At 53.1% G+C, this 15,087-nt stretch carries 13 protein-coding genes; 5 read left to right on the top strand and 8 right to left on the bottom strand.

Annotation, left to right across the window (positions count from 1 at the left end; genetic code table 11):
* Positions 1-305: 305 nt before the first annotated feature.
* Positions 306-2,402, top strand: coding sequence for a TonB-dependent receptor plug domain-containing protein (locus H3L95_RS00475; protein ID WP_040667819.1), 2,097 nt, complete (start codon positions 306-308; stop codon positions 2,400-2,402).
* A 143-nt stretch (positions 2,403-2,545) separates the two neighbouring features.
* Positions 2,546-3,607, top strand: coding sequence for a tRNA (adenosine(37)-N6)-threonylcarbamoyltransferase complex transferase subunit TsaD (gene tsaD, locus H3L95_RS00470; RefSeq protein WP_040667817.1), 1,062 nt, complete (start codon positions 2,546-2,548; stop codon positions 3,605-3,607).
* A 97-nt stretch (positions 3,608-3,704) separates the two neighbouring features.
* Here tsaD and H3L95_RS00465 read toward each other — a convergent pair whose 3' ends face one another.
* The 6 genes from H3L95_RS00465 to H3L95_RS00440 all read right to left on the bottom strand — a co-directional run bounded on the left by H3L95_RS00465 (position 3,705) and on the right by H3L95_RS00440 (position 8,839).
* The gene (locus H3L95_RS00465) at positions 3,705-4,694 is read right to left on the bottom strand and encodes a phosphatidate cytidylyltransferase (RefSeq protein WP_003755092.1); all 990 of its coding nucleotides are present in this window, start codon (positions 4,692-4,694) and stop codon (positions 3,705-3,707) included.
* Positions 4,691-5,401, bottom strand: coding sequence for a lysophospholipid acyltransferase family protein (locus tag H3L95_RS00460; RefSeq protein WP_003755090.1), 711 nt, complete (start codon positions 5,399-5,401; stop codon positions 4,691-4,693). Before H3L95_RS00460 ends, H3L95_RS00465 begins: the two co-directional genes overlap by 4 nt.
* 4 nt (positions 5,402-5,405) lie before the next feature.
* The gene (locus H3L95_RS00455; RefSeq protein ID WP_003755089.1) at positions 5,406-5,780 is read right to left on the bottom strand and encodes a hypothetical protein; all 375 of its coding nucleotides are present in this window, start codon (positions 5,778-5,780) and stop codon (positions 5,406-5,408) included.
* A gap of 67 nt (positions 5,781-5,847) precedes the next feature.
* A complete protein-coding gene (locus H3L95_RS00450; protein ID WP_003755086.1) occupies positions 5,848-6,669 on the bottom strand; it encodes a CPBP family intramembrane glutamic endopeptidase in 822 nt (273 codons plus the stop codon).
* 136 nt (positions 6,670-6,805) lie between these two features.
* The gene (locus H3L95_RS00445; protein ID WP_003755084.1) at positions 6,806-8,248 is read right to left on the bottom strand and encodes a phosphatase PAP2/dual specificity phosphatase family protein; all 1,443 of its coding nucleotides are present in this window, start codon (positions 8,246-8,248) and stop codon (positions 6,806-6,808) included.
* 3 nt (positions 8,249-8,251) lie between these two features.
* Positions 8,252-8,839, bottom strand: a complete 588-nt coding sequence (locus H3L95_RS00440) for a hypothetical protein (protein ID WP_003755081.1) — start codon at positions 8,837-8,839, stop codon at positions 8,252-8,254.
* A 198-nt stretch (positions 8,840-9,037) separates the two neighbouring features.
* Here H3L95_RS00440 and H3L95_RS00435 point away from each other — a divergent pair, with 198 nt between their 5' ends.
* Entirely contained in the window at positions 9,038-9,409 is a 372-nt protein-coding gene (locus H3L95_RS00435; RefSeq protein WP_003755076.1) for an ACP-like domain-containing protein, read from the top strand.
* 351 nt (positions 9,410-9,760) lie between these two features.
* On the opposite strand, the gene H3L95_RS00430 is transcribed toward H3L95_RS00435, so the two are convergent.
* Positions 9,761-11,503, bottom strand: coding sequence for a bifunctional alpha/beta hydrolase/class I SAM-dependent methyltransferase (locus tag H3L95_RS00430; protein ID WP_040667816.1), 1,743 nt, complete (start codon positions 11,501-11,503; stop codon positions 9,761-9,763).
* A gap of 231 nt (positions 11,504-11,734) precedes the next feature.
* Between H3L95_RS00430 and H3L95_RS00425 the strand changes: the two genes are divergently transcribed.
* Positions 11,735-12,019 carry a PepSY domain-containing protein gene (locus H3L95_RS00425; protein WP_039406898.1) on the top strand — a complete coding sequence of 95 codons (285 nt, stop codon included), beginning with the start codon at positions 11,735-11,737 and terminating at the stop codon, positions 12,017-12,019.
* 220 nt (positions 12,020-12,239) lie between these two features.
* Positions 12,240-14,195: a Pycsar system effector family protein gene (locus tag H3L95_RS00420; RefSeq protein WP_003755065.1), complete on the top strand. Its 1,956-nt coding sequence runs from the start codon at positions 12,240-12,242 to the stop codon at positions 14,193-14,195.
* Between the two features lie 231 nt (positions 14,196-14,426).
* Here H3L95_RS00420 and H3L95_RS00415 read toward each other — a convergent pair whose 3' ends face one another.
* A complete protein-coding gene (locus tag H3L95_RS00415) occupies positions 14,427-15,050 on the bottom strand; it encodes a DUF2238 domain-containing protein (RefSeq protein ID WP_182096181.1) in 624 nt (207 codons plus the stop codon).
* Positions 15,051-15,087 lie beyond the last annotated feature (37 nt).

The raw sequence follows: 15,087 nt of genomic DNA, 5'->3' as shown, positions 1-15,087 counted from the left end.
CATCCCTCCATCCAAATATCCGCATCACACCTCCCCTCTTCCTAAAACACAGGTTTCCCATCCCAGCCGGCCTTGCCGCAGCCATCAAACAACGCGATGCCGACAGCAAAAATATCGCCAGCCCTTCCGAAAATCCGGCTTCCGCCACATTCGGTTAAAGAGCATCAATAAAATGTAGGCCTCTGAAAATATGATTAATATTCTCGGAGTAATATATATTGTTTGCAAATCATTATCAAAAAATATTAGAATATACACTCTTACTTTAACGCAATACCCCTTAATCACCCAACTAGAGGAAGAACATGAAATCCCCCCATTCCCCCGCCTTCCGTTTCAGCATCATGGTGCTGGCACTGTCTTCAGGTTTTGCCCATGCAGACAACGTCCGCCCCGAAGCGACTGCCGAACTGAAAGAAGTCGTCGTTACCGGTACTGCCGTGCCGACCCGCGTTACCCGCAACCAGCTTGACCGCGAAACTTCGACCGATTTGAAACAAGTCATGAAAGACCAAATCGGCATGGATGTCGGCGGCGGCAACGGCGTGGCGCAGTTTTACAGCATCCGCGGCGTCGGCGAAGACAAGATTAATTTGGAAGTGGACGGCACCAGCCAATCCACCAAAATTTTCCACCACCAAAGCCGCTTCCAGCTTGACCCCGCTTTGGTGAAAAGCATCAACGTCGAAAAAGGCACGGGCGCGGCGAGCGCGGGTTTGGGCGCGGTCGGCGGTACCATCCGCGTAACGACGGTTGACGCGAAAGACCTGCTGACCGACGGCAAACCTTTCGGTTTCAAACTCGGCGCAGGCTTGAGCAGCAATAAAGGCTCAACCGGAAACGCGGCGGTTTACGGCTATCAAAACGGCTTCGATGCCTTGTTTGCAGGCAACTTCCTCAACAACCGCGACTACAAAGACGGCAACGGCAATGTTAACCGCGGCAGTCGCCTGAAACAGCACAGCTACCTTGCCAAACTCGGCTACGATTTCAACGACGACCACGGCATCCGCCTGACCTACCGTCAGGAATACCAAAAAGGCAACCGCACCGACAAAGCCGAGTTCCAAAACGTTGACAGCTACGTCGGCGTGGACGGCACTTATCAAAAAGAGCAATCCTACAATCTGGAATACCGCGGCCGCAACGTCGGCTTCCTCGACAAAATCGACGCCAACGTCTTCCAAATCAACACCGACGACACCAAGCCGCCTAAAGGCGCGCCTTCCCCGAAAGCCCACGCCTCCGGCACGGCTCAAGGCGGCGTTCCCATCGGCCAGCTTGAGTTAAGCAAAATCAAAGCGACCGGCGCCAACCTGAACCTCGCCAGCTCCTTCGGCGACGGACACATGGTGAAATACGGCGTCAACTACCGCCACGAAACCTCCGAGCCGTCCGACAAAGGCGCGTGGCTGAAGATTCTGGGCCTGTATGACCGCGACAAAGAGAAGAAAGCCGAATACGGCGTGTACGCGGAAGGCATTTGGAACCTGCACCCCGTTACCCTGACCACCGGCCTGCGTTACGACCATTTCAAATACAACGCCGCCAGCAAACAAAGCGCGTCGCACGGCCAGCTCAATCCCAGCATCGGCGCGATTTGGGACATCAACGACAACTTCTCGCTCTTAGCAAACCTCAATCAGGCAAGCCGCGCGCCCCGCCTGAACGAAGCCCTGTTGGCTAACGAACGCGCAGGCGCCGCCGCCGATTTGGACGGCAACCTCAAAGCCGAAACCGCCCGCCGCGCCGAACTCGGCTTCAAATGGCGCAACGACAACTTCAACGTCAGCGGCAGCGTGTTCCATCAACGCATCAAAGACCTCATCGTCTATCGTTGGGCAAAAATCAACAACAACACCGCCTCCATCACCGAACGCGGCAAGATTTACAACGGCGGCACGCTCAAAACCTACGGCTACGAACTTGACGCATCCTACCGCTGGGGCGGCCTGACCGCGCGTGCCGGCGTGTCCTACGTCAAACCGCGTCTGAACGGCGAAATGTACTACGGCGAAAGCCCGATTCAAGCGGAAGACCACGAAAGCTCGTTCACCTTCTGGAACACCGGCCGCCAATGGCTGACCGGCCTGTCTTATCAGTTTGAAAACCCCAAACTCGAAATCGGCTGGCGCGGCCGCTACGCCCAAAGCGTGAAATACACCGACGTCGCCCGCGGACAAGGCACGATACACGGCAAGAAATCAGGCTACGGCGTACACGACATCTACGCCAACTGGCAGCCGCTGAAAAAAGACAACCTGAACGTCAACTTCGCCGTCAACAACATCGGCAACAAGCAATACCGTTCGCACAGCCAACGCTTCCCCGACGGCAACGGTCGTACCCCTTTCTACGAGCGCGGCCGCGAGTTCGCCTTGGGCGTGAATTACCGCTTCTGATAGAAACGTTGACCAAAGGTCGTCTGAAACCTGATTTTTGGGTTTCAGACGACCTTTTCGTTATGGAGAACAAGCAATGGACTGCGAACACTGCCCGAAATCCGTTAAAATACCGCATCCTTATTTTCAGACGACCTCAAACCATGCTGGTACTCGGAATCGAATCATCCTGCGACGAAACGGGCGTTGCGCTTTACGACACCGAACGCGGCCTGTTGGCGCACCATCTTCACACCCAAATGGCGATGCACGCCGAATACGGCGGCGTTGTCCCCGAACTTGCCAGCCGCGACCACATCCGCCGCGTCGTCCCGCTGACGCAGGGCTGTTTGCAGGAAGCGGGCGTTTCCTATGACGACATCGATGCCGTCGCCTACACCCAAGGGCCGGGTTTGGGCGGCGCGCTTCTGGCGGGTTCGAGCTACGCCAATGCTTTGGCGTTTGCCTTGAACAAACCCGTCATTCCCATCCACCATCTCGAAGGCCATTTGCTCTCTCCGCTTTTGGCGGACGACAAACCCGAATTTCCGTTCGTCGCCCTGCTGGTTTCGGGCGGGCATACACAGTTTATGGCGGTGCGCGGCATCGGCGATTACACGCTGATGGGCGAAAGCGTCGACGACGCGGCGGGCGAGGCGTTCGACAAAACCGCCAAACTCTTAGGTTTGCCGTATCCCGGCGGCGCGAAGTTGTCCGAACTCGCAAAGCTGGGCAACCCCGATGCCTTTGCGTTCCCGCGCCCCATGCTCCATTCGCACGATTTGCAGATGAGCTTCTCCGGTTTAAAAACCGCCGTGCTGACCGCCGTCGAAAAAGTCCGCGCCGAAAACGATGGCGAAATCCCCGAGCAAACGCGCAACGACATCTGCCGCGCGTTTCAAGACGCGGTGATTGACGTCCTCGCCGCCAAAGCCAAAAAAGCCTTGTTGGATACTGGATTCAGAACTTTGGTCGTCGCGGGCGGCGTCGGGGCAAACTGGAAGCTGCGCGACGAATTTTCCCGCTTGAGCGTCAAAAAGCCGTCTGAAAAAGGCAAACCCAAGCCTAAGGAAGAAAAAATCAAAGTCTGCTTCCCGCCCATGGAATACTGCACCGACAACGGCGCGATGATTGCCTTCGCCGGCGCGATGAGGTTGCAGGAGCGGCAGCCCGCGGGCGCGTTCAACGTCAAACCGCGCTGGCCGCTGTCGGATATTGTGAAATAGTGTGTAACAAAGACAAAAGGTCGTCTGAAAACTTGGATTGGGGTTTTCAGACGACCTTTTTGCATGACTTCAAGCAGAACCATCAACAGCGACAGGCTCAACCGTTCCAGTAATACCGGACAATGTGGAAGAACACGGGTGCGGCGAAGCAGATGGAATCCACACGGTCGAGCATACCGCCGTGGCCGCGTATCATGTTGCCCCAGTCTTTAACGCCGTAGTCGCGTTTGATGGCGGACATCACCAGCCCGCCGAAGAAACCCATCAGGCAGATGACAAAACCGATAGCGACGGCCTGTCCGTGGCTAAACGGCGTAATCGGCGACAGCAGCGCGGCGAGCGCGGTGGCGGACAAAATGCCGCCGACCGTACCGGATATGGTTTTAGACGGAGAAAGTGACGGCATGATTTTGGCACCGCCGACCAGTTTGCCCCAAACGTATTGCAACACGTCCGAAGCCTGTACCACGAAAATCAGGAACATCAGCAGCAGGATATTGCCGCTGCTGTCAAAGTCATCCAAGTTCAGGAACATCAAGGCGGGAACGTGTGAAAGGCAGAAGATGCAGATCATCGACATCCACTGCGTTTTGGCGGCGCGTTCGAGGAAATGGGCGGTTTGACCGCTCAGGCTGGCGATAATCGGCAACACCAGAAAGCCGTAAACGGGGATGAAAATGCTGAACATGCCATACCAACCGTCATAGACGAAATAATATTGCACCGGCAGCAGCAGGTAGAAACACACCACCATGCTGTAATAATCGCTACGGCGGCGATAGACAAGGGTCATAAATTCGCGCAAGGCGGCAAACGAAATCAGGAAAAACAACGCCACCGTCCCCGTTTTGCCGAACCAAAATGCGACCAGCAGCACCAGCGTCATCAGCCACCAAGCGTAGATGCGGGCATTGAGATTGGAGATGGTGGCATTGTCTGCACCGTTTTTGCGTTTCAGCCATTGCCCGACGACGTTGGCGAAAATCAATATGGCAAAGACGCCGGTAAAGATATAGCCTGCCTGCGGGGTCAGATGTGCGGCGGCTTGTTCGGTAATGATTTGGCTGGACGTGTTAACAAAGCTCACGATGCAGCTCCTTTGTTTTGTTGAGACTCGTTGCACTCGTTTTGGCGAAACTCGTTACACTCGTTTTCAGACGACCTCAACGCCAGCAAGGCTTCGCGGGTGCGCATCAGGAAAGTGTCTTTGTCTTCATCTTCGCGCAGGGTCAGCGGTTCGCCGATGTGGACTTCACACAACAGCGGCACGGGCAGCACTTTGCCTTTGGGCAGGACGCGGTTGATGTTGTCTATCCATATCGGCACAAACTCGGTGTCGGGCTTGCTTTTTGCCAGATGGTAAATGCCTGATTTGAAAGGGAGCAGAATTTCATTTTCGTCCGTATTGCGAGTGCCTTCGGGGAAGATAATCAGCGAATCGCCCACTTGGAGCGCGTGGTTCATCTGCTCGGTAATCGACTGCGGATTGTCGCTGTGGCGCGGAATCAAGAGCGCGTTGAAGACGTTTTGGATGATGAAGCGTTTGAGTTTGTTGGTCAGCCAGTAATCCGAACCCGCAACGGGACGCGTCGAAAGCCGCCAGCGGCGCGGCAGGGAAATCCACACCAGCAAAAAATCGCCGTGGCTGCCGTGATTGGCGTAATACACTTTCTGCTGCGGATTGAACGCCAGCTCGCGCGGGCTTTTGGGGCGGACGCCGGTGAGGAAGGATACCGACAGGCACAATGCTTGGTCGGTCAGCCATGCAAGTTGTTTTTTAAGAAAATTTTTCATGACATCAGAGGATTTGGATAAGGAAAACTGCCGCTTGCGCAGCGGTCAGGTAAAGGCTTTTGCGCCACAAGGCAATCGCGCCCGCCACACGCTGCAGCATGGAGGGGTCGTCTGAAACACGGCGCAAGCCGGTTTGCCGCAGGGTTTGGTCGAAGGCTTCGGGCGTATAGCGGCCGTCGGCAAAATCTTGGAACACGCGACGGTCGAATTCGATGCGGATGTGGTAATACAACAGAACCGCCGCCAAGATAAGCTGTACCTCCGACCACGCACCGCCACGTTGCGCGGACAAAACGAATAGCAAGGCGTTGAACACGGCGGTATAGCGGGTGGTGGCAAGCAGGCGGGCGGTAATCAGGCTGTCAGTGGAATTGTCCATTCACATTCCTTTTAGGTATGGAAACCGTCTTTCGGGGCATATCATGTCCAAGGGTCGTCTGAATTTGTTATCGGGATGGCACAGGCTTATCTAAAAACAAATTCTTTTCCGTAATTAAAATATAAATGGCTACTAACGACAAAATGGCCGTCTGAATAACCTTGCTGACAGGGTGGGTGGCGAAAATCTCGTTACCCAGATTGGCGCACAGGTGGAATATCGTCGCCACGGCGATGCTGCGTCCGCTTTTGGCGTACAACCAGTTCATCAATAGGACGAAGACGAACATGCTGACCACGAAATTAACCGTGTAGAGTGCGCCTTCGGAAACAATTTGGCTGTGGTAATAGCCTTTGACGAAGGCAAGCGGCATATGCCAAAACGCCCAATACACGGCAAATAGCAAGGATGCGACAAACAGGCTTCTGCGTGCCGTGAGCGCGTCGGTGCCATAGCTGTGCCACGCCAATTCTTCGGCAACAGGCGCAATAAGGAGCATGAACCATGGCGACAGCAAGGCGGACGTAAATGACGGATGTCCCGAAATGTGAAACTGCGCCCAACTGTGTCCGAAAGCGATGGAAATGAGTTGCGCCAGCACCAAGGTAACCGGGCCGAGCAGTGCGGCAGCGAACAGGTATCGCTTGGGAAAACCTGTCAGACGGAACAGGCGGCGTTTCGCGTCCGTCCACAATTTGGGCTGTTTGTACAACAGAAACGCCGCCACGAGCATGGGTGCGAACAGCCCGGCTAACCCTAACGCAGCCTGTGCCCACTGGTACTCAACAGCATCAGGGCGGTGGCTGATGTAGGCGGCAGCAAACCACAATGTCCACGGAATCAGCAGGGATAAAGTGTAAAACGTAACGGGGCGGTAGCTTTTAGTCATAAGATTCCCTCCTTACTTTGGTTCGGCACAGATGAGTCGTCGTATCGTGAATTTACTTTAAACTAGGACTGCATTGCCTTGCACAAGCTCAATAGAGAATGATTTGCTCAGCTTGGGTTTTTCATCTACTTATATCTTAGCTATCTCGATTAGCTTCGCAAAAACTTGCTTCGTTCATTTTAGCTTCGCAGAAACTCGCTTCGCTCGTTTTCAGACGACCTGCCACCGCTTCTACTGCCTTTGCCGTTTCCGGCGGCAGCACCATCTGCGGGCGGACCTGTTTCAGTTCCGCCGTTGCCTGCGCCAAATCCCGACAGCCGCCGTAAACCAGCAGCCAAGTAAGCACCACCGCCGCACTGCGTCCGTAGCCCAGCGCGCAACAGGTCAGAACTTTTCCGTGTTGCCGGTGCAATGCTTCCAGTAGCGAAGCCGCATGCACCAAATCGTTTTCAGACGGCGCAACCATATCCAGCAGCGGCAGAACGCGGTATGCGCCGCGATAGCGAGGACGAGGATATTCGGCGCATACGTCCAATATGGCGGGGAGGTCGTCTGAAATTGCTGATACGCTGCCAATTAACACACCATCACGCACCCGCGCCGTCTTCGCCTTTCCGCACAGCCAGTACGCCATGTTCAGCCGCACGCCCACCAGATAAGGCAGCAGTAAAACCGTTGCCGCCGCCGACAGCCTGCCGTCTGCCTGTTTTTGGAACACCGCCGCATTGCCGGTCAGATAGGCGAAAGCGACCACTGACAGCGACACGCTGACCCACAACATCCACAACCACGCGCCGCCGAACAAGGACGGCAGTGCCGACAATGCCGCACCCGCCAGATACAGCATGGCGATTTTGATTTCGCGGGAACGTGTTTCGGGGGGAGTTTTGGCTTCACAGAAACTTGCTTCGCTCGTTTTAGCTTCGCAGAAACTCGCTTCGCTCGTTTTCAGGCGGCCTTGAGTATCAAAAGGCCGTCTGAAAGGCGATACGCCGTGTTGGGGTATTGCCCACAACACCAGCCAGCCCAGCAGCGCGCCGGTCGGCACGTCGATAAAATGGTGTTGGTAAGTCGTCAGTACCGACAAAGCAATCAGGCTTTGCCACAGAAAAATCGGCAAACGGATTTTGGGAAACCGCGTCCAATAAAACGCGCCGACAATGATAGACAGCGCGATATGCAGCGACGGCGATTGGTTGTACGGCAAATCAAATGCGACCAATGAATCAAACATCACGCCCCACAGCCCGTCGGTAGGCGGCTTCGGCCAGCCGAAATGCAGCGGGAACAGCATAAAGCAAGTGGTGGCAATAATTTGCGCCGATACCAGCCGTGCGACATAGCGGTTTTGTTCACACGCATTTCGGCAAAGGAAAAACGCCGCTGCGTACATCAGATTCAACGACCAATAAGGCACAATCGTCCACGCCCAAAACGGAATGCCGCGCTCCCACGCAAAAGCGACTTCCGGCACATAGGCCAGCGATGCCGCGTAATGGTTGGACAGGCCGTAGCTGGCATAAAAAAGCATGCCGACCAAAGCGAGTTTGAGTAGAGAAGTTTTCAGCGTAGGTTTCATGTTTTATCTAGTGCATTCCACTTCATCGCCATAATGGTCGGAATTCAGGCAGGATAAAACGTTTTCTTTTGGATGGTAGCGGAATTCCTGCCACGGCCCCTCAGACGAAACGGCGCGCCAGTGATGCCGCGAAGATTGGTATTGCTTCAACGTCCCGTTTGCGCCTTTGACACAAAAATTCTGCGCCCTACCCGCTGCCAACATACCGTGCCGTTTATCGGTTGGTGTGGTAAATAAGGGAATAAGTTTAGACACATCGGCATTTCGGGCAAACTTCATTTTGACATGGCCGTATCCTTCACCGGATTCGATGATTAAGGCGGACAAGGGCTGTCCAAAAGCAACAGAATTTTTCAATTCAATAGTTAATGCTTCACCATCCGACTCTGTCTGCCTGCTCCGGCTGCGGGCAACGGAGGCGCGGTATTGGGCAGGCAGTTTGCCGATTGCGGCCTTTCCATAAGGCAAGGCATCGAAATCAACAGCGCAGCCTTTCTTCATAGACTGCAACAACGGCGTCCAGTCAGCCGCAGCGGCATAACAGGCGGATGAAAATGCGGAAAGAGTTAGTAATGTAAGTAATTTTTTCATTATGAAACTTCACCTTATTAAAATTTGTACAAGCGTAATAACTTTTCCCGAAAATTTCTTTGTATAGCTTTGCATATGGGCATATTGTATATTTCTTCGGAACGGATAAAATATGTCCTGCTTTCAAAACAAAGCAAGGATGGCGCCGGATAGTCCACGCCACACATCACTCTTTTTTACTTTATGGAGTAATACCAGATGAAACTCTTATCTGCCGCTGTTGTAGCCGTTCTGACCGCCGGTGTTTCCATGACTGCCGCCGCCGCTCCTGCAGGCTATGTTCCTTACAAATGCGACAACGGTAAAAAACTGAATGTCGTTTATGAATTCGACCGTAAAGGCAATGCAGTAGGCGCTTCTGCAAATGCAGCCGGCAAACAAATCAGCCTGCGCGTTGACAAACGCCGCTCTGACAGCACCGGCACTACCTTCACCAACAAACGCGGCTTCTCTATGTCTGCCGGTTACATCGACCGCAACACCCACACCACTTCCGAAGTAGTGGGCGTCAGCGATGCACAAAACCGCTTCATCGTGAAAAACTGCGAACCTGTTAACATCGATCGTTAATTTAAAGCAACGATTTAAGTTTCTTCGAGGTCGTCTGAAAACCGAAACAAGGTTTCAGACGACCTTTCGTTTTAACTGTTTCCAGGCAAATTTTGAAACTGTTGCACATCTGCACAACTGCCGTTCCCCGCACATATAGTGGGTTAACTTTAAACCAGGACGGCGTTACCTCGCCTTAGCTCAAAGAGAACGATTCTCTAAGGTGCTGAAGCACCAAGTGAATCGGTTCCGTGCTATCTGTACTGTCTGCGGCTTCGTCGCCTTGTCCTGATTTAAATTTAATCCACTACTATATCAACCTAAAAATGTTTCGCTACGTGAGAAACGGCGGTAATTCATCGACTCCTCTTTTTATTTCTTCACAGCCAGGCTCACGGTGAAAATGCCGTCTTCGTCTATCCACTGATAGATTTTTTCAAAACCGGCTTTTTCTACAAGTTGATCCATTTCCTGCTGGCTGCGGCGGCGCATCACCCAGTTCGGGCTGCCCGCTTTGTGGCTGGTCAGCGCGCGGGCAATCATTTCGAGCTGCGGATGCCACGGCTGGCCGGTGTAAATCAGGTAGCCGCCTGTTTCAATCGCATCGCCGAAGCCGTAGAGCGATTTTAAAATCAAATCATTGTCGGCAAACAATTCGTGTAGTCCGGAAACGATGCCCAGCGTAGGACGGGGCTGCAAATCCTGATAATTGGCGCGGTCGTAGGCATTGACTTCGTCGAAGGTAACTGTGTCTTGCAGACCGCGCTCGGCAATCAGTTTGCGTCCGGCTTCGACGTTAATCGGGCTGTAATCGCGCAGGCGCACGGAATCGGGCAGCGTGTCGGCAGTCAGTGCGTCGAGCACATAGCGGCCGTGCCCCGAGGCAATATCGAGAACGTGTACGGGTTTGCCCGCTTCGCGCAGCTTGGCAGAGGCCGCCTGAATCGCTTTGCCGATATTGATTTTGCGTTGGCGGATGCCGCGCCAGCCGATGGCGTTGAGATAGTGTTTGTCCACCGCCTCACCAAAGGCATTGCTGCCCTGCGGCTGGTTGCGGTACACATAATCGAGCGTGCTACCGGAGTCGTAGCCGGTTTCCTTGCCGATTTTCAAACCTTCGCTCCAGCGCGCACCGAGGTCTAGGGAGGCACGGTAAACCGCCCAGAATGCGCCGCGCGGCGAACAAATAGGCAAAGGCGTAGCCAGCTCGTCAGCTTCACGACGGCTTTCGCCGTGCAAGTGGGCTTGGGTCAAATCGACTTGATATAAAGGCTGATTGAAACGTTCGCGGATAAAGCGGCGCATTTCGACAAACGCGATTTCGCGGTTTTGTTCGCCCAATGTGTCGTGATAGAAGCTGGGCAAGATATGGCGTTCTTTGATGCGGCTGCCCAAACGGTTGTAGAAATCGTGTTGCGGTTTGTGATGAACAACCCAGTCGCTGCCGGAAATCAAAAGCTGCAAGGGCGTGGTAATCGCCTGCGCATCGGCGACGACGCGCTCGGCAGCTTCGTACAAACCGAGCAGGATGCGCACGGAAATGGCACGGGTAATCAGCGGATCGTTGTCGTAGCTGGTTTGGCGTTCTTGGTTGTGGGTCAGGTAGTGGGCTTTGACGTAGCTGTTGACAAAGAAATTGCCGCGCCATTTCTGCATGATTTTCAAGCCCGTGCGGGCAAAAGGAACGTAGAGTTTGACTTTGAATGCGGGCGATGCCAATACGGCGCAGCGGATTTTCGGCGCGTAGTCGTGCAGCCAAGTGGAAACCAATACCGCGCCGACGCTTTGCGCGATCACGCAGATGTTTTCAGGCTTGATGCCGTATTCGCTTTGGATGTGGCGGATGAAGTCGTCCACGTCGGCAACGGAAGTACCGATACTGGGGCTGTCGCCGCGTTCGCCGGGGCTGTGGCCGTGGCCGCGCGCGTCCCATGCGAAATAGGCAAAATCATCGAAACCGAGTTCGTCGGCAACAAACATCATCCGACCGGAATGCTCGTGGCCGCGGTGGAACAGCACGATGGCTTTATCGGCCGAGCCGTCGGCAGCGGGGCGGTAGCGGTAGAAAAGCGAAGTGCCGTCTTGGGTAGAAAAGTATTTTTGTTGCTCGGACATGAAAAACTCCTGATAGTCATATTTTTGAACGGTATCATGACACGCTGAATTTATGCAATCGTTATCTGATAAACGGATAAAGGAAATGACGGAAAGAAGCAACAAAAGGTCGTCTGAACCGTTTCAGACGACCTTTACTACGTTTAACGAAGTGCTAAATGACTGCTAATTTTGCCGTGTTTAAATACACCCATCAAAACCCCAATGACACATTTCGAAAGGAAGTCGAACATGAAAAAATTATTATTGACCGCCATCGTCGCTTTGTCCGCTGCTGTCGCAGGTGCCAACGATTACATCGAACACCAAATTTACAGCGACAAAAATTTTGAACAAAACCGTACCAAAGCCATCAGAATGCTTGAGCAACGCGGCTATCGCGTTCACGACATCGACGCCGACGACTATCGCGGCAGACCTGTATTGGACGTAGAAGCCTACAAAGGCGGACGCGAATACGACATCAAATTGTCTTACCCCGACTTGAGAATCATCAAAGAGCGTATCGACTACTGATAAACGATGCGTTACAACTGCCGCAAACTGCCCGTTTGGCGGCAGTTTTTGTTGAAGGGGAACTTGGATTGCCGACTTCATCATTACAAACATGATTATCCCAAGAAGTGTAATGTTTTTATCGATAATGTATGACGTTGTGTAAATTCCCCGAATCAGAGGAACTAAAAAACGCTTTTTCCTTTCCATTTAAATTGATTCACTCAAACGGAGGATAAACATGGATTTCCACGATAAAAATAAAAAAGGGCAAGAGCCGCAAAATACGGTTTCTGACTGGGAGAAACCTTTCGAACGATCCGATCCCGATGCGCCGCAGCCTGTTTCCGAAGTTTGGGAAGATTCAGAAGAAGCGTTTGATAAGGGTGAAGAAAATTTAAAAACTGAAGAAGCTGTAAACATTGAAGAATCCGTGAAAGCTGAAGAAACTTTAAAAGTTGAAGAAGCTGCGGAATCTGAAACGGCAGACCATCAACAAGACAGCAATGCCGAAGAGGCCGTGACGGATAACATCATCCTTGAAGGCATTGAGACGTCGTCTGAAAAGCCCAAAAAGAAAAAGAAAGACAAAAAAGACAAGGCGAAGAAGAAAAAACAAGCCGCTGATGTGCCGCCTTCCGATCTTTTGGGTACGAACAAAGGCGTGGAAACCATGTTCCGCAATGCCGTTCGCTCAGAGATGGAGCTGCTCGCGCTGGCGGCGACCAAGGCGAACATTATGATTTCGCTCAACGGTTTTATCGTGTCTGCGCTGATGATTTCGGGCGCATTTATTTTTTCATCGTCACCCGAATTTCTGATTCCGGCGAGTACGTTTATGATTACCGCCGCCGCGTCCATCGTGTTCGCGCTGCTGTCCGCTTCGCCCGAACGTATCGGCAAAATGCAGGCGGCGCGCGCTTGGGTTAAGGATTTCTTTCGCGGGCGCGCCAAACTGCGTGATTTGAGAACCCGCCTCAGCAGTACCCAAACGCGCTTTTTCAGCGGCAGCCAGCCCAATATCCTGATTTACGAAGACCGTGTGAAGGTGCAAAAAGACCAATATTGGGAAATGATGCAAGAGATTATGGGCGACCGCAAACAAGTCTATCAAAAGATGAGTGATCATCTTTACTGGCTGGGTCTGCTGGCGGACAAACAGTTCAAATACATCAACTTGTCCTATGCCGTATTCCGTTGGGGTCTTTTGGCTTCGCTGGCGGCGTTTATCGGCGTGAAGACGCTGCCTTCGCTGCTGACCCAACCTGCCAACAATGCGGCAGAGCTGCGCTCTTTGGGTATTAATATGTTCAACGGCGTGTACGAGCCATCTGCCGTGCAACAGCTTCCCGACGGCAAACTGCTGATTGCCGAAGACGAACCGAACCACGCATTCAGCATCGTCAGCATCGATCCGTCCGGCAGATTTATCGAAGACGAAGCCTTGGATACACGCGTGATTACCGGCTTCAAACGCCGCCTGAGCGACTTGGAAGCATTGGCGCGCGACGATGAAGGCTTTATCTACGCGCTCACTTCGCACTCGCGCACCCGCAAAGGCAACCGTTCGCCCGACCGCGAACACCTGATGCGCTTTAAAATCCAAGACGGCAATGTGTTGGGACTGACCAGCTACGACAATCTGACGCAAGTTTTGGAAACCGACCACAAGCTGCACGACCTCATCCGCGAACGCACCAGAGCCGAAGTTTCCTTTGAAGAAATCAATATCGAAGGCATGGCGTTCGACCCCGTGAAGAAACGCCTCGTCTTGGGCTTCCGCGATCCTGAGTTCAACAATATGGCGCTGGTGGCATTCATCAGCAACCCGAAAGACGTATTCGAGCGCAACGCCAAGCCTGAGTTTGATGAAGTCGCCATCCTCGACATCGACGGCGGCGGTATCCGTTCCATCAACTACGACCCGGTGTTGAAAAACTACGTCATCGCCAACGAAGTGAAGGACGAAAACGGGCAGAAATTCTCGCAACTGTGGACTTGGAGCGGCAACCCGACCGACGAACCGCAAAAAATCTCACTGCCCAACCTGCAACACATCACCAACGTCGAAGCCGTCGATTCGATTACGGTCAACGGCAAACCGCAGATGATTCTGATGGGCGACGAAGGCAACGCTTCGCAGAAAATTACTGCCAAGTATATGTTGGTGGATTACAGCCAGCTTGGTAAACAGTAGTTTTAAAGCTGATTAAAGGTCGTCTGAAACGGAGGGTTAAGGTTTCAGACGACCTTTTTTTGGCGAATGACTGCTCCATCCAAACCGATACGGCATTGCCTCGTTTTGATTTATATCCTTCCGCGAAAGGACAAATCGAAAGCCGCGGACTGGGAAGCAGCTGCAAAAGAAAGGTCGTCTGAAACCAAATCATGATTTCAGACGACCTTTCTTTTTGCTATTGCCCAAGGTCTATCGGCTTGCTTTCAAACGCTTGTCCGGCCGTGTAAACATAAACACCACCAGCGAAGTCAGCGCGCCCAGCGTATCGGCGAGCATGTCTTTTTGCGCGTCCCAAATATCACCTTGCGAACCGAGCACTTCCAGCCCCGCTTCGCCGCCGTCGATCACCGCATACTGCCATTCGATGATTTCGTAAGCCGCCGCCACGCTCATAATGAAGAACAAGGAAAAAAACAGGGCAAGCGCGGGGCGGCAGAGTTTGCGGCGCAACAGCCATTCCGCCATCGGATAGGCGTAGAAACCGATAATGTAGTGTCCGACGCGGTCGAAATGGTTGCGGTTTTCGCCTAAAAACGGCGCAAGCAGGCGGTTTGCCCAGTCGAAGGGCACATCGGCGAAGGTGTAGTGTGCGCCGATGGTGTGCATAATCAGCCAGAAGCTCATGAACACATAGGCCAGATTGCTAAAGCGGAACAGGCGGTAAGTGGCGATAAGCGCGACAAATACGATGGAAACAGGGATGATTTCGGCGTACCAAACGGCGCGGTCGGACGGGTTGATGCCTGACCAGACGATGAGTGCGGCAATGAAAACCGCGAGCAGCAAAGGAATGGTGTGCGAAGTTTTTTGCATGATATTTTCTTTTTGTTAAGTGAGTAGAAGATGGGGA

The sequence above is a fragment of the Neisseria sicca genome, assembly GCF_014054945.1.
Lineage (GTDB): Bacteria > Pseudomonadota > Gammaproteobacteria > Burkholderiales > Neisseriaceae > Neisseria > Neisseria sicca.
Note: the sequence above shows the minus strand (reverse complement) of the source record. Positions and strands in the feature narration are given on the sequence as shown.

Coding starts and splice junctions, on each gene's coding strand:
- H3L95_RS00475 (WP_040667819.1), top strand. CDS start 306: ATGAAATCCCCCCATTCCCCCGCCTTCCGTTTCAGCATCATGGTGCTG.
- tsaD (WP_040667817.1), top strand. CDS start 2,546: ATGCTGGTACTCGGAATCGAATCATCCTGCGACGAAACGGGCGTTGCG.
- H3L95_RS00460 (WP_003755090.1), bottom strand. CDS start 5,401: ATGAAAAATTTTCTTAAAAAACAACTTGCATGGCTGACCGACCAAGCA.
- H3L95_RS00455 (WP_003755089.1), bottom strand. CDS start 5,780: ATGGACAATTCCACTGACAGCCTGATTACCGCCCGCCTGCTTGCCACC.
- H3L95_RS00450 (WP_003755086.1), bottom strand. CDS start 6,669: ATGACTAAAAGCTACCGCCCCGTTACGTTTTACACTTTATCCCTGCTG.
- H3L95_RS00445 (WP_003755084.1), bottom strand. CDS start 8,248: ATGAAACCTACGCTGAAAACTTCTCTACTCAAACTCGCTTTGGTCGGC.
- H3L95_RS00440 (WP_003755081.1), bottom strand. CDS start 8,839: ATGAAAAAATTACTTACATTACTAACTCTTTCCGCATTTTCATCCGCC.
- H3L95_RS00435 (WP_003755076.1), top strand. CDS start 9,038: ATGAAACTCTTATCTGCCGCTGTTGTAGCCGTTCTGACCGCCGGTGTT.
- H3L95_RS00430 (WP_040667816.1), bottom strand. CDS start 11,503: ATGTCCGAGCAACAAAAATACTTTTCTACCCAAGACGGCACTTCGCTT.
- H3L95_RS00425 (WP_039406898.1), top strand. CDS start 11,735: ATGAAAAAATTATTATTGACCGCCATCGTCGCTTTGTCCGCTGCTGTC.
- H3L95_RS00420 (WP_003755065.1), top strand. CDS start 12,240: ATGGATTTCCACGATAAAAATAAAAAAGGGCAAGAGCCGCAAAATACG.
- H3L95_RS00415 (WP_182096181.1), bottom strand. CDS start 15,050: ATGCAAAAAACTTCGCACACCATTCCTTTGCTGCTCGCGGTTTTCATT.